The 22024-nt window shown below is 60.3% G+C and carries 18 protein-coding genes; 8 read left to right on the top strand and 10 right to left on the bottom strand.

The window, feature by feature from the left end; translation table 11 throughout:
- Nucleotides 1-154: 154 nt before the first annotated feature.
- From ccoP to ccoN, 4 genes are read right to left on the bottom strand one after another with little or no spacing between them, the layout of a single operon-like run.
- Nucleotides 155-1108 (bottom strand): cytochrome-c oxidase, cbb3-type subunit III, encoded by a 954-nt coding sequence (ccoP, locus tag NL64_RS09725; RefSeq protein WP_034147917.1) that lies wholly within the window; start codon nt 1106-1108, stop codon nt 155-157.
- Nucleotides 1105-1302 (bottom strand): cbb3-type cytochrome oxidase subunit 3, encoded by a 198-nt coding sequence (locus NL64_RS09720; RefSeq protein ID WP_034147916.1) that lies wholly within the window; start codon nt 1300-1302, stop codon nt 1105-1107. Before NL64_RS09720 ends, ccoP begins: the two co-directional genes overlap by 4 nt.
- Nucleotides 1303-1305: 3 nt before the next feature.
- Entirely contained in the window at nt 1306-1914 is a 609-nt protein-coding gene (gene ccoO / locus NL64_RS09715; RefSeq protein WP_034147915.1) for a cytochrome-c oxidase, cbb3-type subunit II, read from the bottom strand.
- Between the two features lie 10 nt (nt 1915-1924).
- Entirely contained in the window at nt 1925-3349 is a 1425-nt protein-coding gene (gene ccoN, locus NL64_RS09710) for a cytochrome-c oxidase, cbb3-type subunit I (RefSeq protein WP_034147914.1), read from the bottom strand.
- An 86-nt stretch (nt 3350-3435) separates the two neighbouring features.
- Here ccoN and NL64_RS09705 point away from each other — a divergent pair, with 86 nt between their 5' ends.
- Nucleotides 3436-4110 (top strand): alpha/beta family hydrolase, encoded by a 675-nt coding sequence (locus NL64_RS09705; protein ID WP_034147913.1) that lies wholly within the window; start codon nt 3436-3438, stop codon nt 4108-4110.
- An 85-nt stretch (nt 4111-4195) separates the two neighbouring features.
- On the opposite strand, the gene NL64_RS09700 is transcribed toward NL64_RS09705, so the two are convergent.
- On the bottom strand, nt 4196-5761 hold the full coding sequence (locus NL64_RS09700) for a methyl-accepting chemotaxis protein (protein WP_034147912.1): 1566 nt from the start codon (nt 5759-5761) through the stop codon (nt 4196-4198).
- Nucleotides 5762-6106: 345 nt separating this feature from the next.
- Nucleotides 6107-8848 (bottom strand): aconitate hydratase AcnA, encoded by a 2742-nt coding sequence (gene acnA / locus NL64_RS09695; protein ID WP_034147911.1) that lies wholly within the window; start codon nt 8846-8848, stop codon nt 6107-6109.
- 210 nt (nt 8849-9058) lie between these two features.
- Between acnA and rlmM the strand changes: the two genes are divergently transcribed.
- From rlmM to NL64_RS30090, 3 genes are all read left to right on the top strand, one after another.
- Nucleotides 9059-10132 (top strand): 23S rRNA (cytidine(2498)-2'-O)-methyltransferase RlmM, encoded by a 1074-nt coding sequence (gene rlmM, locus NL64_RS09690; protein WP_034147910.1) that lies wholly within the window; start codon nt 9059-9061, stop codon nt 10130-10132.
- Between the two features lie 174 nt (nt 10133-10306).
- On the top strand, nt 10307-10558 hold the full coding sequence (gene tusA / locus NL64_RS09685; RefSeq protein ID WP_034148011.1) for a sulfurtransferase TusA: 252 nt from the start codon (nt 10307-10309) through the stop codon (nt 10556-10558).
- 202 nt (nt 10559-10760) lie between these two features.
- Nucleotides 10761-10982, top strand: a complete 222-nt coding sequence (locus tag NL64_RS30090) for a hypothetical protein (RefSeq protein WP_155292742.1) — start codon at nt 10761-10763, stop codon at nt 10980-10982.
- Between the two features lie 108 nt (nt 10983-11090).
- Here the strand turns inward: NL64_RS30090 and NL64_RS09680 are convergent, their stop codons facing one another.
- The gene (locus NL64_RS09680; RefSeq protein WP_034147909.1) at nt 11091-12500 is read right to left on the bottom strand and encodes an MATE family efflux transporter; all 1410 of its coding nucleotides are present in this window, start codon (nt 12498-12500) and stop codon (nt 11091-11093) included.
- Nucleotides 12501-12749: 249 nt separating this feature from the next.
- Here NL64_RS09680 and pdxB point away from each other — a divergent pair, with 249 nt between their 5' ends.
- On the top strand, nt 12750-13892 hold the full coding sequence (pdxB, locus tag NL64_RS09675; RefSeq protein WP_034147908.1) for a 4-phosphoerythronate dehydrogenase PdxB: 1143 nt from the start codon (nt 12750-12752) through the stop codon (nt 13890-13892).
- Between the two features lie 169 nt (nt 13893-14061).
- On the opposite strand, the gene NL64_RS09670 is transcribed toward pdxB, so the two are convergent.
- Entirely contained in the window at nt 14062-14241 is a 180-nt protein-coding gene (locus NL64_RS09670; protein ID WP_034147907.1) for a PA1571 family protein, read from the bottom strand.
- Nucleotides 14242-14502: 261 nt separating this feature from the next.
- Between NL64_RS09670 and NL64_RS09665 the strand changes: the two genes are divergently transcribed.
- Nucleotides 14503-16281, top strand: coding sequence for an ABC transporter transmembrane domain-containing protein (locus NL64_RS09665; protein ID WP_034147906.1), 1779 nt, complete (start codon nt 14503-14505; stop codon nt 16279-16281).
- A 141-nt stretch (nt 16282-16422) separates the two neighbouring features.
- On the opposite strand, the gene NL64_RS09660 is transcribed toward NL64_RS09665, so the two are convergent.
- Complete coding sequence (locus tag NL64_RS09660) at nt 16423-18351, bottom strand: transglycosylase SLT domain-containing protein (RefSeq protein ID WP_034147905.1); 1929 nt, start codon at nt 18349-18351, stop codon at nt 16423-16425.
- A 213-nt stretch (nt 18352-18564) separates the two neighbouring features.
- Between NL64_RS09660 and NL64_RS09655 the strand changes: the two genes are divergently transcribed.
- Nucleotides 18565-20481, top strand: a complete 1917-nt coding sequence (locus NL64_RS09655; RefSeq protein WP_034148010.1) for an ATP-binding cassette domain-containing protein — start codon at nt 18565-18567, stop codon at nt 20479-20481.
- A 171-nt stretch (nt 20482-20652) separates the two neighbouring features.
- Here the strand turns inward: NL64_RS09655 and NL64_RS09650 are convergent, their stop codons facing one another.
- Nucleotides 20653-21093 carry a universal stress protein gene (locus tag NL64_RS09650; RefSeq protein WP_034147904.1) on the bottom strand — a complete coding sequence of 147 codons (441 nt, stop codon included), beginning with the start codon at nt 21091-21093 and terminating at the stop codon, nt 20653-20655.
- Between the two features lie 104 nt (nt 21094-21197).
- Here NL64_RS09650 and NL64_RS09645 point away from each other — a divergent pair, with 104 nt between their 5' ends.
- Nucleotides 21198-21635 carry a hypothetical protein gene (locus NL64_RS09645; protein ID WP_034147903.1) on the top strand — a complete coding sequence of 146 codons (438 nt, stop codon included), beginning with the start codon at nt 21198-21200 and terminating at the stop codon, nt 21633-21635.
- Nucleotides 21636-22024 lie beyond the last annotated feature (389 nt).

The following is a 22024-nucleotide window of genomic DNA, read 5'->3' as shown; positions in this document are numbered from 1 at the left end:
GACCTGGAACCAGCACTGGCCAGTCCGCATCGGGGGAAGCTTAGACCCGAATCTGGCGATCCGAAAGGAAGACTGAAGGAGGGTGCGACAATGGGTCGCAAAGGGGCAGGGAACTGCCGCATTCCGGAGAGTGCGGCAGTAGAGCGCTCAAGATTTATTTGCCTTTGCTTTCGGCCTGCAAACGCTCGGCGCCGGCAGAGTGCGACAGACTGTACACATAAGCGGCCAGCAGCTGAACCTTATCGTTGCCGAGCAGTTCGTTCTGCGCCGGCATATGCCCCTGGCGACCATGGCGGATGGTTTGTTGCAGTTGCGCCAGGCTTGTACCGTAGATAAAACCGGCCGGGTGCGTCAGGTTCGGCGCGCCCATGGCTTCAGTGCCCTGGCCGTTTGCCCCGTGACAAGCAGTGCAGGTCGTGCTGAACGCTTGTTGGCCGGCTTGCAGGTCGGCATCGCTGTCGGCAGGCAGTGGCAGGCCGGCCAGTTCATGGCGCACATAGGCCGCGACGTTCTTCACGCCGGCGTCGCCGAGGATTTCGCCCCAGGCCGGCATCGCCGCCATACGCCCGCCCATGATGGTGGTCTTGATGGTTTCGGCATGGCCGCCCCAGCGCCAGTCGCTGTCCGCCAGGTTGGGGAAGCCGAACGCGCCCTTGGCATCCGAGCCGTGGCACACCGAGCAATTGGAGGCAAACAGGCGACCGCCCATTTTCAACGCTTGCGGGTCCTTGGCCACTTCTTCCACCGGCATCGCAGCGAATTTGGCGAAGATCGGTCCGAACTTGGCATCAGCCTTGTCCATCTCCTTTTCCCACTCGTGCACGCCGGTCCAACCGTTGGTGTAACCGGGCAGGATGCCTTTCCAGTTGCCCAGGCCCGGATAAAGGATCAAGTAGCCGACGGCAAACACCAGGGTGCCGGCGAACAACATGAACCACCATTGCGGCAACGGGTTGTCGTACTCCTCGATGCCGTCGAAGCTGTGGCCCATGGTCTGGTCGACACTGCCCTTGGTTTCACCCTTGCGGGTGCCGATCAGCAGCCAGGTCAGGCCGATCAGGCTGCCGATGGTCAGTACGCAGATCCACGTACTCCAGAAGGTGGTCATGGCCGGGTACTCCTTGTTGCGGGTTCTTGGGTGATGTCGGATTGTGATTCGTCGGCGAACGGCAGCAGGCGCGCCTCGGCGAACTCAGGATTGCGCTTGCTGTTGAACACCCACAGCGTCAGGCCGACGAAGGCCACGAACACCACGACCGTGCCCAGGCCGCGGATCATTCCACTGCTCATTTCAAAGACCATGGCTCACCTCTTGCTCTTGATCGCAGTGCCGAGCACTTGCAGGTAGGCGACCAGTGCGTCCATTTCGGTCTTGCCCTTGAGCGACTCGACGCTGCTGGCGATGTCGTCGTCGGTGTACGGCACGCCGAGCGTGCGCATCGCCTTGACCTTGCTTTCGGTGTGACTGCTGTCGAGCTGGTTGGCCACCAGCCACGGGTACGCCGGCATTTTCGATTCCGGCACGACGTTGCGCGGGTTGTACAAGTGCGCGCGATGCCAATCATCCGAATAGCGCGCGCCGACCCGGGCCAGGTCCGGCCCGGTGCGTTTCGAGCCCCACAGGAACGGGTGATCCCAGACGCTTTCACCGGCCACCGAGTAGTGCCCGTAGCGCTCGGTCTCGGCGCGGAACGGGCGGATCATCTGCGAGTGGCAGCCGACACATCCTTCGCGGATATAAATGTCACGGCCTTCGAGTTGCAGCGCGGTGTAGGGCTTCATGCCTTCCACCGGTTTGTTGGTCACATCCTGGAAGAACAGCGGGACGATTTGGGTCAGGCCGCCGATGCTCACGGCCAGGATCATCAGCAGCAGCAACAGGCCGACGTTTTTCTCGATTGTTTCGTGTTTCATGGCGGACTCCTCAGGCCATCTGCGCGGCAGCGGCGGCTTCGGCAGGCTGTGAGGCCCGCACGGTGCGCCAGGTGTTGTAAGCCATCAGGAACATGCCGCTGAGGAAGATCGCACCACCCACCAACCGCACGACGAAGCCTGGGTGGCTGGCCACCAGGGTTTCGACGAAGGAGTAGGTCAGCGTGCCGTCCTCGTTTACCGCACGCCACATCAGGCCCTGGGCGATGCCGTTGACCCACATCGAGGCGATGTACAAAACGGTGCCGATGGTGGCAAGCCAGAAGTGCGCGTTGATCAGGCCGATGCTGTGCATCTGCTCGCGTCCGAAGACTTTCGGGATCATGTGGTACAGCGCGCCGATGGAAATCATCGCCACCCAGCCGAGCGCGCCGGCGTGGACGTGGCCGATGGTCCAGTCGGTGTAGTGGGAGAGGGCGTTGACGGTCTTGATCGCCATCATCGGCCCTTCGAAGGTCGACATGCCATAGAACGCCAGCGACACCACCAGGAAACGCAGGATCGGGTCGCTGCGCAACTTATGCCAGGCGCCCGACAGGGTCATCATGCCGTTGATCATCCCGCCCCAACTCGGCGCCAGCAGGATCAGCGACATCACCATGCCCAGCGACTGCGCCCAGTCCGGCAATGCGGTGTAGTGCAAGTGGTGCGGACCGGCCCAGATGTACAGGGTGATCAGCGCCCAGAAGTGCACGATCGACAGGCGATAGGAATACACCGGACGCTCGGCCTGTTTCGGCACGAAGTAATACATCATCCCGAGAAAACCGGCGGTGAGGAAAAAGCCCACGGCGTTGTGCCCGTACCACCACTGCACCATCGCGTCTGTTGCGCCGGAGTACAGCGAGTAGGACTTGGTGAAACTCACCGGCAGCTCAAGGTTGTTGACGATGTGCAGAATCGCCACAGTGATGATGAACGCACCGAAGAACCAGTTACCGACATAAATGTGCTTGGTCTTGCGCTGCATGATCGTGCCGAAAAACACCACGGCGTAGGCGACCCAGACAATGGTGATCAGGATGTCGATCGGCCATTCCAGCTCGGCGTATTCCTTGGAGCTGGTGTAGCCCAGCGGCAGGCTGATGGCCGCCAACAGGATCACCAGCTGCCAGCCCCAGAAGCAGAACGCGGCGATTTTCGGTGCGAACAATTGCGCCTGGCAGGTGCGTTGCACCGAGTAAAACGAACTGGCGAACAAGGCGCAGCCGCCGAAGGCGAAGATCACCGCGTTGGTGTGCAGCGGGCGCAAGCGGCCGAAGCTGGTCCACGGCAAATTGAAGTTGAGTTCGGGCCAGACCAACTGGGCGGCGAGAAAAACCCCGAGCCCCATACCGACGATGCCCCACACCACCGTCATAATGGCGAATTGGCGGACCACCTTGTAGTTGTAGGCGGTACTGATAGAAGTGTTCATGGTTCCCCATCCACGGTTCAGCCGAAGGAAGCGCAAGCGGCGCGCCCTTCGGCCGGAGTTATAGGCAGACTAAAAGCGAGGCAAGCATGGACAAAGGGCACAAGGCCGGTATTGACGGGGATCAATGGGCGCAGTGTGTGCGGGAACATGGATGGTTGTGGGACGCCGCCGTGGCGCCGGCATCGACGACGCTGATCCTGGCCCACGGCGCCGGCGCGCCGATGGACAGCGACTGGATGAACAACATGGCTGCGCGCCTTGCCGCACGTGGCGTCAACGTGTTGCGCTTCGAATTTCCGTACATGGCGCAACGGCGTGTCGACGGCGGCAAGCGGCCGCCCAATCCAGCGCCGAAGCTGCTGGAATGCTGGCGCGAGGTGTATGCCGTAGTGCGACGCCATGTCGCTGGGTCGCTGGCCATTGGCGGCAAGTCCATGGGCGGGCGGATGGCGAGTTTATTGGCGGATGAGTTGGGTGCGGATGCGTTGGTGTGTCTGGGCTATCCGTTTTATGCCGTGGGCAAACCGGAGAAGCCGCGGGTCGAGCATTTGGCGGCGTTGAAGACGCGGACGTTGATCGTGCAGGGCGAGCGGGATGCGTTGGGTAATCGCGAGGCGGTCGAGGGCTATGCCTTGTCACCGAATATCGAGGTGTTCTGGCTGGTGGCGGGGGATCATGATTTGAAACCGTTGAAGGCTTCGGGGTTTAGTCATGAGCAGCATTTGGCGGTTGCGGCAGATAAGGTAGCGGGGTTTTTGTGAGGAGCAAGATCAAAAGATCGCAGCCTTCGGCAGCTCCTACAGGGGAATGTGATCCCTGTAGGAGCTGGCGCAGCCTGCGATCTTTTTAGCGGTTAAACCGCTCCACCAACGAATACTGGGTATTCGCCGTCTTGGTCAGCTCTTTACTCAGCAACGCCGAGTTCTGCGCCTGTTCCGAAGTCTGGTCAGCCAGGTGCGAGATGTTGCTGATGTTGCGGCTGATCTCTTCGGCGACCGCGCTTTGCTCTTCGGTCGCAGCGGCGATCTGGGTGGTCATGTCGGTGATGTTGGCCACCGCTTCGCTGATCCCCACCAGCGCCTGGTCCGCTTCCAGCACCCGCGCCACGCCTTCTTCTGCCTGGCGATGCCCGGCTTCCATGGTTTGCACCGCCGTGCCTGCAGTCTGCTGGAGCTTGGCGATCAGGGCGTGAATCTGCCCGGTGGATTCGCTGGTGCGTTGCGCCAGTTGCCGCACTTCATCGGCCACCACCGCAAAGCCACGGCCCATCTCGCCGGCACGGGCCGCTTCGATGGCCGCGTTCAGTGCCAACAGGTTGGTCTGGTCGGCGATGCCTTTGATCACATCGACCACACCGCCAATTTCATCGCTGTCCTTGGCCAATTGAGTCACGGTCAGGCCGGTTTCGCCAACCACCACCGACAGGCGTTGAATGGCTTCGCGGGTTTCCCCGGCGATTTCGCGCCCGCGACCGGTCAGCAAATTGGCTTGCTGGGTAGCGTCGGCAGTGCGCTGCACGTGGCTGGCGACTTCCTGCGTGGTGGCAGCCATCTGGTTGACGGCGGTGGCCACTTGCTCGGTTTCGACGCGCTGACGTTCCAGGCCGGTAGAGCTGCTGTGGGCCAGGTTGTCGGACTGCTTCGCTTGATCGGTCAGGTGCTCGGCGGTGTCCTGCAGACGGGTCAGGCAGGTTTTCAGGCGCGCTTCCTGGCTGAGGATCGACATCTCCAGGCGTGCCTGGGCGCCACGGCTGTCGGTGTACATCTGGGCGATCAGCGGGTCGGAGGTGGTCTGCTCGGCCAGGCGCAGCAAGCGCTTGAGCCCGCGTTGTTGCCAGCTCAGGCCCATCAAGCCCAACGGCACCGAAAGCCCGGCAGCCAGGGCAAAGCCCCAGTGGGAGTTGAGCGAGGCGCCGATCATGAAGCTCAGCTGGCTGACCAGAATGAAAGGCAGCCAGTCCTGCAGGACCGGTAGCCATTTATCGGTCGAAGGAATGGCCGACTTGCCCTGATTGATGCGTTGGTAGAGCGCTTCGGCGCGGCGGATCTGCTCGGCGGTGGGCTTGACCCGCACCGACTCGTAACCGATCACCTGATTGCCTTCGAAGATCGGCGTCACATAGGCGTTGACCCAATAGTGATCACCGCTCTTGCAGCGATTCTTGACAATGCCCATCCATGGCAAGCCTTGTTTCAATGTCGCCCACATGTGCGCGAAAACCGCGGCCGGAACGTCTGGGTGACGCACCAGGTTGTGCGGCGCGCGGATCAGTTCTTCACGAGAAAACCCGCTGATCTCGACGAAGTCGTCGTTGCAGTAGGTGATCATGCCCTTGGCATCGGTGGTGGAAATCAACCGTTGCTGAGCCGGAAAGGTCCGTTCGCGTTGTGTAATTGGCTGGTTGTTACGCATGGCTTATTAATCCGCAAGGCTATCAAGTGCTGTATCGGCGTCGGCGGGGATTTGTTGAGGTTATTTTTTGATAATCAGTGGTGCGTCGCAAAATGAGCCTTGCGTCAGCTGGGAGGTATCGGATACGTGAACAACTCAAAGCGAATCTGCGGGTAGCCTCAGTCCTTGTGGGAGCGGGCTTGCCCGCGATGGGGCCGGCACATTCAACATATGTGCTGCTAGACACTCCGCTATCGCGGGCAAGCCCGCTCCCACAGAAAAAAGTTTGACCAGAGGCAGGCGATTGTATTGGTGGCGTCCCAAATAAAAACACCGCCCGAAGGCGGTGTCTGTGTCAGCAAGCGCTTACGACGCAATCAACTGTCGCAACACGTAATGCAAAATCCCTCCGGACTTGAAGTACTCCACCTCATTCAATGTATCGATCCGGCACAACACCTCGATTTTCTCGCGGCTGCCGTTTTCACGGGTGATGACCAGGGTCAGGTTCATTCGCGGGGTCAGCTCTACGCCGGTCAGGCCAAGAATATCCAAGGTTTCCTTGCCGGTCAGGTTCAGGCTCTTGCGGTTCTGATCGAGCTTGAACTGCAACGGCAGCACACCCATGCCCACCAGGTTGGAACGGTGAATCCGTTCAAAGCTCTCGGCGATGACTGCTTTCACTCCGAGCAAATTAGTGCCCTTGGCGGCCCAGTCACGGCTCGATCCGGTGCCGTATTCCTGGCCGGCGATCACCACCAACGGCGTGCCCGCGGCTTGATAACGCATGGCTGCGTCGTAGATCGGCATTTTCTCCATGGTCGGAATGTAGAACGTGTTGCCGCCTTCCTCACCGCTGAGCATCTCGTTACGGATGCGGATGTTGGCAAAGGTGCCGCGCATCATCACTTCATGGTTGCCGCGCCGGGAGCCGTAGGAGTTGAAGTCCCGCGGTTCCACACCTTTGTCGCGCAGATACTGGCCTGCCGGACTGTCAGCCTTGATGTTGCCGGCCGGGGAGATGTGGTCGGTGGTCACCGAGTCGCCGAGCAGCGCAAGGATTCTGGCCCCCGCCACGTCCTTGACCACCGGTGGCGGACCGCCGATGTCATCGAAAAATGGTGGATGCTGGATGTAGGTCGAATCCGCTTGCCAGACATAGGTAGCCGCTTGCGGGACCTGGATCGCCTGCCACTGCTCGTCGCCGGCAAAAACCTCGGCGTATTCCTTGTGGAACATCGCGGTGTTGACCTGACTCACTGCGTCAGCGATTTCCTTGCTGCTCGGCCAGATATCCCGCAGGTACACGGGATTGCCATCGCGGTCTTCGCCCAGAGGCTCGCTGCTGATATCGATGCGCACCGTACCGGCTAGCGCAAACGCGACCACCAGCGGAGGCGAGGCCAGCCAGTTGGTTTTCACCAGCGGATGGACCCGGCCTTCGAAGTTGCGGTTGCCCGACAGCACCGAAGCCACGGTCAGGTCGGCTTTCTGAATGGCTTTTTCGATCGGTTCCGGCAACGGCCCTGAGTTGCCGATGCAAGTAGTGCAGCCATACCCGACCAACGCAAAACCCAATTCATCGAGGTACTGGGTGAGGCCCGCCGCTTCGTAATAGTCGGTGACGACTTTCGAGCCGGGCGCCAGCGAGCTTTTCACCCACGGCTTGCGCTTCAAGCCTTTTTCCACAGCCTTTTTCGCCACCAGCCCGGCGGCCATCATCACGCTCGGGTTGGAAGTGTTGGTGCACGAGGTGATCGCAGCAATCACCACGGCGCCGTTTTTCAGCCGATAGGTCTGACCTTCGGACTCGTAGTCCGCTTCGCCGGCCAGATCGGCATTGCCGACCGCGACGCCGCCACCGCCTTCACTTTCCAGTCGACCTTCTTCCTTGCTGGTGGGTTTGAATTGCAGGTCGGTGAAGTCACTGAACGCTTGCGCGACGTTGGGCAGCGAGACCCGATCCTGTGGACGCTTCGGTCCGGCGAGGCTGGCTTCGACGGTGGCCATGTCCAGCGCCAGGCTGTCAGTGAACACCGGCTCCTGACCGGGCAGGCGCCACAAGCCCTGAGCCTTGCTGTAGGCCTCGACCAGTTTCACGGTCTCAACGGGGCGGCCGGACAGGCGCAGGTAATCCAGCGTCACGTCATCCACCGGGAAAAAGCCGCAGGTGGCGCCGTATTCCGGGGCCATGTTGGCGATGGTCGCGCGGTCGGCCAGCGGTAGATCGGCGAGGCCATCACCGTAAAACTCGACGAATTTGCCGACCACGCCTTTCTTGCGCAGCATCTGGGTGACGGTCAGCACCAGGTCGGTGGCGGTGATGCCTTCGCGGAGTTTGCCGGTGAGTTTGAAGCCGATGACTTCCGGGATCAGCATCGACACCGGTTGCCCGAGCATCGCCGCTTCTGCTTCGATGCCGCCAACACCCCAGCCGAGCACACCGAGGCCATTGATCATGGTGGTGTGGGAATCGGTGCCGACCAGCGTGTCGGGGAAGGCGTAGGTGCGGCCGTCCTCGTCCTTGGTCCAGACGGTGCGGCCGAGGTATTCCAGGTTCACCTGGTGGCAGATGCCGGTGCCCGGTGGCACCACGCTGAAGTTGTCGAAGGCGCTCTGGCCCCAGCGCAGGAACGCGTAGCGCTCACCATTGCGCTGCATTTCGATGTCGACGTTCTGTTCGAAGGCGTTGCTGGTGGCGAACTTGTCGACCATCACCGAGTGGTCGATCACCAGATCCACCGGCGACAACGGGTTGATTCGCTGCGGATCGCCGCCGGCCTTGGCCATCGCCGCCCGCATGGCAGCAAGGTCAACCACGGCGGGCACGCCGGTGAAATCCTGCATCAATACCCGCGCCGGGCGGTACTGGATTTCACGGTCGGAGCGGCGCTCCTTGAGCCAGGCGGCAATCGCCTTGAGGTCGGCGCCGGTGACGGTTTTTTCGTCTTCCCAGCGCAGCAGGTTTTCCAGCAGCACCTTCAGCGACATCGGCAGCTTATCCAGATCGCCCAGGCTCTTGGCGGCTTCCGGCAGGCTGAAATAGTGGTAGGTCTTGTCATCGACTTGCAGGGTTTTGAGGGTGTTCAAGCTATCAAGGGACGGCATTACGATCACTCCTTTGAGTCCGCACGGCTACGGACTGAGGGGACGGGCAGAGCATTAAACCTAGCCCTGTTTTCAGTAGCTGGCTAATAACTGGACTCTATGGGCAAGTCCGAGGTTCCGAAGTCAGCTATCATGCGCCGGTTTTCGTGACAGGCTTTGCTACAGGGCAAGTTTGCGCATTAATTCCTTGCCGATTGCCCAGGAGATTCAATGAACACCCTCTTTATGCATTGCCGGCCGGGCTTCGAAGGTGAAGTCTGTTCCGAGATTTCCGACCTCGCCGCACGGCTGAATGTGGCTGGTTATGCCAAGGCCAAGACCGCCAGCGCCTGCGCCGAATTTGTCTGCACCGAAGAAGACGGCGCCGAGCGCCTGATGCGCGGTCAGCGTTTCGATCAACTGATTTTCCCGCGCCAATGGGCCCGCGGGATTTTCATTGATTTGCCGGAAACCGACCGCATCAGCGTGATCCTCGCCCACATGGCGGACTTTCCGCTGTGCGGCAGCCTGTGGCTGGAGATGGTCGATACCAACGACGGCAAGGAGCTGTCGAACTTCTGCAAGAAATTCGAAGTTCACTTGCGCAAGGCGCTGATGGCCGCCGGCAAGCTGGTGGAAGACGCCCACAAGCCGCGCTTGCTGCTGACCTTCAAGAGCGGCCGTGAAGTATTCATGGGCCTGGCGGAGTCGAACAACTCGGCGATGTGGCCGATGGGCATCCCGCGTTTGAAGTTCCCCCGTGAGGCACCCAGCCGTTCGACCCTGAAACTGGAAGAGGCGTGGCACCACTTCATCCCCCGCGACCAATGGGACGAGCGCCTGCATGGCGATATGACCGGCGTCGACCTGGGCGCCGCACCCGGCGGCTGGACCTGGCAACTGGTCAATCGCGGCATGCTGGTGACCGCCATCGACAACGGCCCGATGGCCGAAAGCTTGATGGACACGGGGCTGGTGCAGCACTTGATGGCCGACGGTTTCACCTTCAAGCCCAAGCAACCGGTGGACTGGATGGTTTGCGACATCGTCGAGAAACCGGCGCGCAACGCCGCGATGCTGGAAGAGTGGATTGGCGAGGGCCATTGCCGCGAAGCCGTGGTCAACCTCAAGTTGCCGATGAAACAGCGTTACGCGGAAGTGAAGCGCCTGTTGGAACGCATCGCCGACGGCTTCAAAGCGCGGGGCATCAAGGTCGAGATCGGCTGCAAACAGCTGTACCACGACCGTGAAGAAGTAACCTGCCACCTGCGCCGGCTCGACGTGAAAAAAACAAAATCCCGTTAAGTTACACGGCCCCTGTAGGAGCTGCCGAAGGCTGCGATCTTTTGACTTGGCTTTTCAAGATCAACATCAAAAGATCGCAGCCTGCGGCAGCTCCTACAGGGGGGCGGCGTAATGTCACAGATGACCGAACACCCGGCAATGCGCGACAATGCCGGCAAGTTTCAGGAGCCAATCATGAGTGAAATGATCGATACGCCGGTAGACGGCACCCTCGACGCCACCGGCCTCAACTGCCCGGAACCGGTGATGATGCTGCACCAGCACATCCGCGACCTGGTGCCTGGCGGCCTGCTGAAAGTGATCGCCACCGACCCGTCGACCCGTCGCGACATCCCTAAATTCTGCGTGTTTCTCGACCACGAATTGGTCGGTCAACACGAAGACGCCGGTACCTATTTGTACTGGATCCGCAAAAAACTCGATTAACCAACAACGGTTATCCCTGTAGGAGCTGGCTTGCCAGCGATAGCGATTTGGCAGGCGACAACGATGTTGATCAATCCGCCGCCATCGCCAGCAAGCCGGCTCCTACAGGTTCGAATTACCTCGCTGAATGGCTCAAACGCGATTAACACCGAGCCCTGTAGGAGCTGGCTTGCCAGCGATAGCGATTTGGCAGGCGAGACCGATGTTGATCAATCTGCCGCCATCGCCGGCAAGCCGGCTCCTACAGGTTCGAATTACCCCGCCGAATGGCTCAAACGCGATTAACACCGAGCCCTGTAGGAGCTGGCTTGCCAGCGATGGCGATATGGCAGGCGACAACGATGTTGATCAATCCGCCGCCATCGCCAGCAAGCCGGCTCCTGCAGGTTCGAATTACCCTGCCGAATGGCTCAAACGCGATTAACACCGAGCCCTGTAGGAGTTGGCTCGCCAGCGATAGCGATATGGCAGGCGACAACGATGTTGATCGATTTGCCGCCATCGCCAGCAAGCCGGCTCCTACAGGTTCGAATTACCCTGCCGAATGGCTGATACGGATCCGCTTGCGCGCGCTGCGCGTAAGGCGGATCGACAACATCAGTGCCGCGCAACTCAGGCCGACGATCAATCCTTGCCACAGACCGCTCGGGCCACGCGGCTCGCCGAGCCAGTCTGTCAGGCCGAGGGCGTAACCCACCGGCAAGCCGATGCCCCAGTAGGCAAACAGGGTCAGGATCATCGTCACCCGAGTGTCCTGATAACCGCGCAACGCGCCGGCCGCCGTGACCTGGATCGCGTCGGAAAACTGGAACAGCGCCGAATACACAATCAGCATCGCCGCGATATGGATCACTGACGGGTCTGCGGTGTAGATCGCAGCGATGGGCTCGCGCAGCAGCAACATCATGCTCGCCGAAAGGCAGGCGTATGCCAGTGCAGTACCCATGCCGACTCCCGCGGCAAAACGCGCTTCGCGCGGCTCCTCACGGCCCAGCGCCTGACCGACGCGCACCGTGACGGCCATGCCCAGGGAGTAGGGGATCATGAACACCAGCGAACTGACGTTCAGGGCAATCTGATGCCCGGCCACCACCGTGGCGCCGAGGCTGCCGATCAGCAGGGCGATCACGGCAAAGATGCTCGACTCGGCGAACACCGCGATCCCGATCGGCAAACCGATGCCCAGCAAGCGCTTTATCACTGACCATTGTGGCCAGTCGAAACGGCTGAACAACTCGCTCGACCGATAAGCCGGCGCCCAACGCTCCCAACCGGCCATGCCCAGCGCCATCACCCACATCACGATCGCCGTGGCCCAGCCGCAGCCAACACCGCCCATGGCCGGCACGCCGAAGTGGCCATAAATGAACACGTAGTTCAGCGGGATGTTCAGCGCCAGGCCGCACAGCCCCAGCACCATCGCCGGACGGGTACGCCCGATGCCGTCACTGAAGCAACGCAGCACATGGTAGAAAGCCACGGCGGGCAATCCGCTGGCGATGCCGTGCAGATACTGCATGCACGGGCCGATCAGTTCGGGGTCGACCTTCATCAGGTGCAAGATCGGCTCGGCGCTGAACAGCATGCCGGTCGCGATCAATCCGACCACCAGTGCCAGCCACAACGCCTGACGCACGATCGGCCCGATTTCGCTGTGGGTGCCGGCGCCGAAGCGCTGGGCGACTTTCGGCGTGGTGGCCAGCAGGGTGCCGGTCATCAGCAGAAACACCGGGACCCAGATCGAGTTGCCCAGCGCCACCGCTGCCAGATCGCGCGGCCCGACCCGGCCGGCCATCACCGCATCGACGAAGCCCATCGCGGTGGTCGCCAGTTGCGCGATCATGATCGGTAGCGCCAGGGCGAGCAGATTTTTCAGCTCCAGGCGAACCCGGGCCGGGCGGGTGAGGGAGATAGCAGCGGGGCGGTCAGTCACGGAATTCAAGGGCAAAACGTCCAAAAGATTTTGATGCGCAGGCGCGCATTCTACGCGTTGACGCATCGGTCAGGAAAAGACCTGTGTTGGGGATTTGTAATCACCGGTTCTTTTGTAGGAGCTGCCGAAGGCTGCGATCTTTTGACTTTGCTTTTTAAAAACAAGATCAAAAGATCGTAGCCTTCGGCAGCTCCTACAGGGGTATAGGCGGTGGAGGTCATCTGCGCCTACACTGCCGATCCGCCAAAGGAGCCTGCCATGCTGATTGTTGCCGACGAAAATATCCCCCTGCTTGACGCCTTCTTCGAAGGCTTCGGTGAAATCCGCCGGGTTCCGGGGCGTTCCATCGACCGCGCCACCGTCGAACAGGCCGATGTGTTGCTGGTGCGTTCGGTGACGAACGTCAACCGCGCGTTACTTGAGGGCAGCAAGGTGCGCTTTGTCGGCACCTGCACCATCGGCACCGATCACCTGGACCTGGATTACTTTCAACAGGCCGGCATCACCTGGTCCAGCGCGCCGGGTTGCAATGCCCGGGGCGTGGTTGACTACGTGCTCGGCAGCTTGCTGACCCTCGCCGAAATCGAAGGCGCGGACCTGACCCAGCGCACTTACGGCGTGATCGGTGCGGGCGAAGTCGGCGGACGGCTGGTCAAGGTCCTGCAAGGGTTGGGCTGGAACGTGCTGGTCTGCGATCCACCGCGACAAGCCGCTGAAGGTGGCGACTACGTCAGCCTTGAGCAGATCATCGAGCAGTGCGACGTCATCAGCCTGCACACGCCGCTGACTAAACAGGGCGCTCAGTCAACCTGGCACCTGTTCGACAAAAAACACCTGAACCAACTCACGCCGGGCACATGGCTGATCAATGCCAGTCGCGGTCCGGTGGTGAACAACGCCGCACTGCGCGATGTGTTGCTGGAGCGTGAGGACCTGCAAGCGGTGCTTGACGTCTGGGAAGGCGAGCCGGAAGTCGACGTGGCGCTGGCCGAACTCTGCGTGCTGGCAACCCCGCACATTGCCGGTTACAGCCTGGACGGCAAACAACGCGGGACGGCGCAGATCTATCAGGCGTTCTGCGATTTCCTCGGTCAACCGGCCCGCGTCAGCTTGAGCGATTTGCTGCCGGCCCCGTGGCTGTCGCAAGTGACCTTGAGTGCCCAGACGGACCCGGCCTGGGCGCTGGCGATGTTGTGCCGTGGCGTATACGACCCGCGCCGTGACGACGCGGATTTCCGCCGCAGCCTTGTAGGCAGCGTGAGCGAGCAGCGTGGGGCGTTCGATGTGTTGCGCAAGAACTACCCATCGCGGCGTGAAATCGACGGGTTGCAGGTGCGGATCGACGGCGATGCGCCTGAGTTGCAGAAGATTGTCGCGGCGCTGGGCGCAACCATAATCTAAAGATCAACCACGCGCCCCTGTAGGAGCTGCCGAAGGCTGCGATCTTTTGATCTTGTTTTTTTAAGAAAAATCAAAAGATCGCAGCCTCCGATAGCTCCTACAAAAGCATGATTCTGCAGGCATAAAAAACCCGGCCAACAGGGGCCGGGTCAAGAAGACGGTGGCTACATCACTTTTGTTCGGCAGGCTTGACCAATCGCTTCTCCAGCTCGCTGCACGCTTGCTGGATCATGTTTTCAGTGATCGGTACTTCGTGGCCCTGTTCATCGATAATCGAGCAACCCAGAGACTGGTCTGGCTGCGTACGGATCACCTGAATCTTGTCATCGCTGCTGTTTTGCAAGGACATGGCCTGTCTCCTCATCAGGTTATATGCCTAGTGTAAAACCGCCAGGTGACCAGGCTGTGACAACTCCCTGCGATCTCTCCAAAGCGGCAACCACAGTCCACCAGAAATAACGCAACGTTGCCACCCGGACTTTAGACCAATAGCGTCTAGGGCCTAGGCTTGGCGGTCATAATTAACCTGACTCATTGTGATTTACCAAGTTCCACTCCGTAGCGCGGTGTACGCTGGAACTTATCAAACGCTCCGCCATGGATGATGCCAATGCTCACAGTTCGTCACCGCCGTGCGATTCGCCTGGCCAGCCGTTTTATCGCGCCTTATCGCTGGCATGCGCTCGGCGCGCTGTTGGCTTTGATCGTAACCGCAGGCATTACCTTATCCATGGGGCAGGGTATCCGCCTGCTGGTGGATCAGGGCTTCATGACCCAATCACCGCACTTGCTCAACCAGTCCATCGGTTTGTTCATGTTGCTGGTGTTCGGTCTGGCGGTTGGCACCTTTGCGCGTTTTTACCTGGTGTCGTGGATCGGTGAACGCTGTGTCGCCGACATCCGCCGCCGAGTATTCAACCACCTTATCTATTTGCATCCGGGCTTCTACGAGAACAACCGCAGCTCCGAGATCCAGTCCCGGCTGACCGCCGACACCACGCTGCTGCAATCGGTGATCGGCTCATCACTGTCGCTGTTTTTGCGCAACCTGCTGATGGTGATCGGCGGGATCGTCCTGCTGTTCATCACCAACCCCAAGCTCACCAGTATCGTGGTGGTTGCCTTGCCGTTGGTGATCGCGCCGATCCTGATCTTCGGCCGCCGGGTTCGCAGCCTGTCGCGGCTGAGCCAGGACCGGATCGCCGATATCGGCAGCTATGTGTCCGAAACCCTGGGCCAGATCAAAACCGTGCAGGCCTACAACCATCAGGCGCAAGACGAACAGCGCTTTGCCGTGACCGTGGAAGAAGCCTTCAACACCGCCCGCAAACGCATTTTCCAGCGGGCGTGGCTGATTACTCTGGTGATTGTGCTGGTGCTGGGCGCGGTTGGCGTGATGCTTTGGGTTGGCGGCATGGACGTGATTGCCGGGCGAATTTCCGCGGGCGAACTGGCGGCGTTTGTCTTCTATAGCCTGATCGTCGGCAGTGCGTTCGGCACCTTGAGTGAAGTGATCGGCGAGTTGCAGCGCGCGGCGGGCGCAGCGGAGCGGATCGCCGAGTTGCTGCGCTCGGAAAACATCATCCAGCCTCCAACCTCAGGCCTTGTGTCCTTGCCCGAGCGAGTGCGAGGCGATTTGCTGCTGCATGACGTGCGCTTTTCCTACCCGTCGCGCCCCGAAAGCTATGCCGTCGATGGTTTGAATCTGGCTATCAAGGCCGGTGAAACGCTGGCGTTGGTCGGGCCGTCCGGGGCCGGTAAATCAACGGTATATGACCTGCTGCTGCGTTTCTACGATCCCGCAGAAGGACGCATCCTGCTTGATGGTGTACCCCTGACAAGTCTTGATCCACTGGATCTGCGACGCTGCTTCGCCCTGGTCTCGCAAACCCCGGCGCTTTTTTTCGGCAGCATCGAAGAGAACATCCGCTACGGCAACCCGACGGCGACGCTGGCCGAGGTTCAGGAAGCCGCGAAAATCGCCTACGCCCACGATTTCATCGAGGCCATGCCCAACGGCTACCAGACGCATCTGGGTGATGGCGGACTCGGTCTGTCCGGCGGCCAACGCCAACGCCTGGCCATCGCCCGCGCGCTGTTGGTCGACGCGCCGATCCTGCTACTCGACGAAGCTACCAGCGCCCTTGATGCGCAAAGTGAGCACCTGATCCAGCAAGCCCTGCCAAGCCTGATGAAAAACCGCACGACCCTGGTCATCGCCCATCGCCTGGCCACGGTGAAAAACGCGGACCGGATCGCGGTGATGGACCAAGGAAAACTGGTCGCCGTAGGAACACATCAGGAATTGATTGCCAACAATGCGCTATACGCGCGGTTGGCGGCGTTGCAGTTCAATGATGGCAAGGCCGAACTCGACCTCCACCTGTAGGAGCTGCCGCAGGCTGCGATCTTTTGATCTGGCTTTCAAAAAAATGCCCACATCGATGTGGGCATTTTTCTATTGCGAAGAAACCAGGATCAAAAGATCGTCCGAACGCGGCCCGAACCTTCGCCAGCTCCTACAGGGGCATTATTGATCGTCGAAGTAGCGTTCGTGCCAATCCACCAGCGGTTGTGGTGAGTTGAGCTTCTGGCCGTAGATCACCGAATACGACAGAACGTTCTGCACGTACTGACGGGTTTCGTCGAACGGGATGCTTTCCACCCACACGTCGAAACTCAAGTGATCAGCGCCGCGCAGCCACTGCCGTACGCGGCCTGGGCCGGCGTTGTAGGCGGCGGAGGCGAGAACGCGGTTGCCGTTGAACTGACTGTGGACCTGGCTCAGATAGGCTGCGCCGAGCTGGATATTCTTGTCCGGTTCGAACAACTGCTGCGGCGACGAATAGGGAATGCTGAACTTGCGTGCGGTTTCCTTGGCGGTGGCCGGCATCAGTTGCATCAGGCCGGACGCACCGACACCGGAGCGGGCATCGTCCATGAAGGCGCTTTCCTGACGGGTGATGGCAAACACCCAGCTCGAATGCAGGCCGCGGTTTTTGGCTTCACGGACCAGGGTTTCGCGATGCGCCATCGGGAAGCGAATGTCCAGGTCATCCCAATATTGTGCCTGGCTGATGGTGCGGATCGCCGGGAAATACCATCTCAGGTCGTAAGCCAGTTTGGCTTGGGCGACCATTTCGTCTCGGCTGAAGTGGCGGCTGACGTGATACCACTCGCGGCGACCGTCGACGATCTGCCCGCGGGCATGGAATTCCAGGGCGCGACGTATGCCCGGCGTGTTGCGAACCTTGTTCATCAGTGCCTGGCTGATCACCAGCGGCTTGTTATTCAGTGAATAGGACGATTGCGAACGGTCTGCGGCGAGGAAGCCGTAGAAGTCACGTTCACGGGCCAGATTTTTATAAAGGCTTTGCGGTTCCGCGCTCTGCGGCTGTGCCAGCTCCAGGCTGCGGGCCTGCCAGTATCGCCAGCGGCTGGTGGTGGCGAGGTCTTGCGGCAGTCGGCGGGTCAGCTCATAGGCATCGTTCCAGCGAGCCAGTCGCAGCAGCAGGCGCATGCGCCATTCGGACACGGTGTTGTCGCGCAGCTCCGGGTCGTATTTGGTCATCATGTCCAGCGCGCGGCTGTCGAAACGGCGTGCGAGGGTCAGGCCGATTTCCCGGGCAATCGCCACTTTTTCATCGCGGGAAAAATGCATGCTGCTGGCATAGCTATCGAGCAGCGCCATGGCCTTGTCCGGGTCCTGGCGGGCGAGGCGACGCAGGCCAAGGCTGACGATGTCCGACATCGGTTCGTCAGCCGGGGTGAAGCGCGATGGCTGGTTGAGCAGCTCGGGTTTTTGCGCCACATCAATCAGCAAACGACCGCGAGGGGCGAGGGTGGTCAGGCCGTTGACCAGGCTGTTGGCCAGCGCGTAATTGCGTGCCTGCGCGGCAAGTTTGGTGCGCTCCCAGCGTTTTTGTTCGGTCAACTGACCGTCGGCGGCCCACATGCCGAACAGCACGTCGCAAGCTTCGGGTTGGGATTTACCGGTCAGCCAGAGCTTGTTGGCGTTGGCGTAACCTTCGGTCTTGAGGTTGTGGCTGATCTGATACTGCGCGTTCAGGCAGTCCAGTTCTGTGAAGTTGAGTTTGGGGTCGTAATATTTGACGAACGTCGCCCAGTCGCCGCGATCGGCCAGCCAGCGCAGCCAGCGCAGCTTCATCCAGTTGGCCTGGGGCAGGTCACCGTGTTCGGCGAGGAATTTTTCGATTTCGGCGTTGCTAGCGCTTTTCAGGCGTGCGGTCAGCTCGTCATACGCCAGATAAGGCTCCAGCGGATAGTCGGCCAGCGCCTGGCTGTAACGGAAATACGGCCCGGTATCACCCTTGGCCAAGGCGCGCTTGGCTTCATCGTAATACTGGCGTTGGGTGGACAGGTCCACCGCCTGGGCGGATTGAACAGCAGCGGCAGACAGTAAAAAACAGGATAAAAGCTTGAAGAGGCGACTGCGCATGAGACGTCCGGGCAGAGAAATCATGACAAGTGCGGGCGATGACCACACTGAATTGACTGTAGCTTAGCCTTTTGCCAGCAACGGGCGAAAGCTTTGCGGGCCTGTCTGCATCAGTTCGCAACATTTGTTGTGCAGAGTGCTTCGACAGTGAAATTGCCGGCCTTCTGGAGCCTCAAGTCAGGTAGAATGCGCGCCCGGTTTTTGGAGAAGCTCATGACCCTGCTCAAATTCAGCGATGTGTCCCTTGCTTTCGGCGCTATGCCGTTGTTGGACAAGGTGTCCTGGCAGATCGCCCGTGGTGAGCGGGTGTGCATCATCGGCCGCAACGGCACTGGCAAGTCCAGCATGATGAAGCTCGTCAAGGGCGACCAGAAGCCCGATGACGGCTCCGTTTGGCGTGCGCCCGGGCTCAAGATCGGCGAATTGCCGCAAGAATTGCCGGTAGCCGACGAGCGGACCGTGTTCGACGTGGTCGCCGAAGGCCTGGACGGCGTGGGCGCATTGCTCGCCGAGTATCACCACCTGAGCCAGAACATCGTCACCGATGCTGACCTGGACAAGTTGATGCACGTCCAGCATGACCTCGAAGCCCGCGACGGCTGGCGCTTGCAGACCCTGGTCGACAGCACCCTGAGCCGCTTGCAGTTGCCGGCCGACAAGACCCTCGCCGAATTGTCCGGCGGCTGGCGTCGCCGCGTCCTGCTGGCCCAGGCGCTGGTTTCCGAACCGGACCTGTTGCTGCTCGACGAACCCACCAACCACCTGGACATCGGTGCGATCGCCTGGCTCGAAGAAGCGCTGAAGGATTTCCAGGGCGCCGTGCTGTTCATCACGCACGACCGTTCTTTCCTGCAAAACCTCGCGACCCGCATTCTTGAACTGGATCGCGGCGGCCTGATCGACTGGAACGGCGACTACGCCAGTTTCCTCGTGCATAAAGAAGCCGAGCTGGCGGCTGAAGCCACGGCCAACGCGCTGTTCGACAAGCGTCTGGCCCAGGAAGAAGTCTGGATCCGTCAAGGCATCAAGGCGCGTCGTACCCGTAACGAAGGGCGCGTGCGCGCACTCAAGGCCTTGCGCGTCGAGCGCAGCGAGCGTCGTGAACGCACCGGCAAGGCCAACATTCAGCTGGAAACCGCCGACAAGTCTGGCAAGCAGGTGATGGTCCTCGAGAATGTGAGCTTCGCTCATCCGGGCGGCCCATTCCTGATCAAGGATTTCTCGATGGTGTTGCAGCGCGGCGACCGCATCGGCCTGCTCGGCGCCAACGGTACCGGCAAGACCACGTTGCTGAAGCTGATGCTTAGCGGTTTGCAGCCCACCAGCGGCAAGGTGGAAGAGGGCACGAAGATCGATGTTGCCTACTTCGACCAACTGCGCCATCAGCTGGATCTGGAAAAAACCGTGATCGATAACGTCGCCGAAGGTCGCGACTTCATCGATATCGACGGCCAGAGCCGCCACGTGCTGAGCTACCTCGGCGACTTCCTGTTCAGCCCGCAGCGTGCCCGCACGCCGGTCAAGGCGCTGTCCGGTGGCGAGCGTGCCCGTCTGTTGCTGGCCAAACTGTTCAGCAAGCCGGCGAACCTGTTGGTACTCGACGAACCGACCAACGATCTCGACGTCGAAACCCTCGAACTGCTTGAAGAGGTCTTGCTGACCTTCAACGGCACCGTGCTGATGGTCAGCCACGACCGGGCATTCCTCGACAACGTGGTCACCAGCACTCTGGTCTTCGAAGGTGAAGGCAAGGTTCGAGAGTATGTCGGTGGTTATCAGGACTGGCTGCGTCAGGGCGGCTCGCCGCGCCTGCTGGGCGTGACTGAAAGCAAATCCGGCAAGGCCGACCTGAATTCAGCTGTAGTGAAGGCCGAGCCTGCGCCTGTCGCGGCAGCGGTCGAAGCGCCAGCGAAGAAAAAACTCAGCTACAAATTGCAGCGCGAGCTGGAAGCGTTGCCGGGGCAGATCGAGGCCATGGAGCAGCAGATCGCTGCTGTTGAGGCTCAGATGGCCGATGCTGGCTTCTATCTGCGTCCGGCTGCGGAAACTGCTGCGGTGATCGCTCAGTTGTCGCAGTTGCAGGCTGAGCTCGACGTAATGGTCGAGCGCTGGGCTGAGCTGGATGCCTGATTGATCTTGCAATAAAAAAGCCCGACTTCGGTAACTCGACTGTCGGGCTTTTCGTATGGAATGCCATCCCCCTGCAGGAACTGGCTTGTTAGCGATGGCATCACAACGGTGCATCAGGCAGTCCGTGTGGCCCGCATCGCCAGCAAGCCGGCTCCTACAGGTAATTGGCTGTCAGCTTTTGTTTTGCAGGCGCACCGCCAGCACATCGCAAGGCGCACCGTGCAGGACGTCATTGGCAGTGGAGCCCAGCAGCAGTGCCAGGCCATGCCGCCCATGACTGCCCACCACGATCATGTCGCACCCTTGCTCCTTGGCCAGGTGGTGAATCTCCTGGCGTGGCTGGCCGTAAGTCAGGTGGCTGTATTCCTTGGACAGTTCCGGGTATTTCAGGATCAACCGGTCGAGGCGTTCCTTGGCCTGATCGAACTGCTGTTGTTGCAGTTGTGACAGGTCCATCGGCACGTCACCGCCAAAGGCCATGGCCATGGGTTCGACGATATGCACCAGGGACAACTTCGCACCATTGCTAACCGAGAGCTCGCGAGCCCGGTGGATTACAGGATCGCACTCTTCGGTTAGATCTACAGCGACCAGAATGTGGTTGTAGGGCATGAGGTGCTCCTCCTGAGGATTGCAATATTGGTAAGTATGGCTGGTTTCAAGCGCATTGGTTTCAAAGTGACTGAATGCGCTCATCAAGAATCGGGAGTACAGATATGACGGTCTGGATAGTGGTGTCAATCCTGCTGGTGGTACTTAGTCCACTGGCCTGGCTGCGACCGTCCCGCCATCAGAGCGGCCGCATGGCCTTGCGCATGGAGGCTCGACGCATCGGGCTGGCCATGCAGCTGGCGCCTCAGGAGTGGCCGCACTGGCTCGGCCAGGAACCGCCAAACCCTTGCGCGCAGTACCATCGGCCGCGACGGGGCAATCAACCGAAGTGCTGGAGTTACTGGCAAAAATCACCGGGTTTGTGGGTCAACCAGTGGCAGGAAACCTGTGAGGATCCTGCGCTGCTCAATCATTTCGAAAAATTGCCGGGCAATGTCTACAAAGTCGAGGCCGACAAGCAAATGATCGCTCTGTACTGGGGCGAGAAGGGCGAGGCCGAGGTTTTGCAGCACATTGACGCCACGCTCAAGGCGCTCGCCTGAAGTCCGCCCCTAAAATCGCTTGCCTTGATTTTTTACCCCTGTAGGAGCTGTCGAAGGCTGCGATCTTTTGATCTTTGTATTTAAAATCAAGATCAAAAGATCGCAGCCTTCGACAGCTCCTACAGGGGGGCAATTTGGTGGGCAATAAAAAGCCCGACAGGATCATCGGGCGGGGTTGGCCAGGCAGGCCGGTAAATTCGGTGTGGGCTGATCTTACGCTGTGCATTCGCACCAGCGTTCACATTTTTTCCCAGATTCCGCCAGCTTAGCCTGTTAAACAAAGGCTGCCGGGAATTAGGGCGACTTTTCTAACGATTAATCCTATGAATGGATCCACATCCATCTGCTTGTTGAAGGTCTTCGCAGTACGGAAATGACCGCAAAGTCGT

Source organism: Pseudomonas fluorescens, assembly GCF_000802965.1.
In the GTDB taxonomy this organism is placed as follows: domain Bacteria; phylum Pseudomonadota; class Gammaproteobacteria; order Pseudomonadales; family Pseudomonadaceae; genus Aquipseudomonas; species Aquipseudomonas fluorescens_A.
Note: the sequence above shows the minus strand (reverse complement) of the source record. Positions and strands in the feature narration are given on the sequence as shown.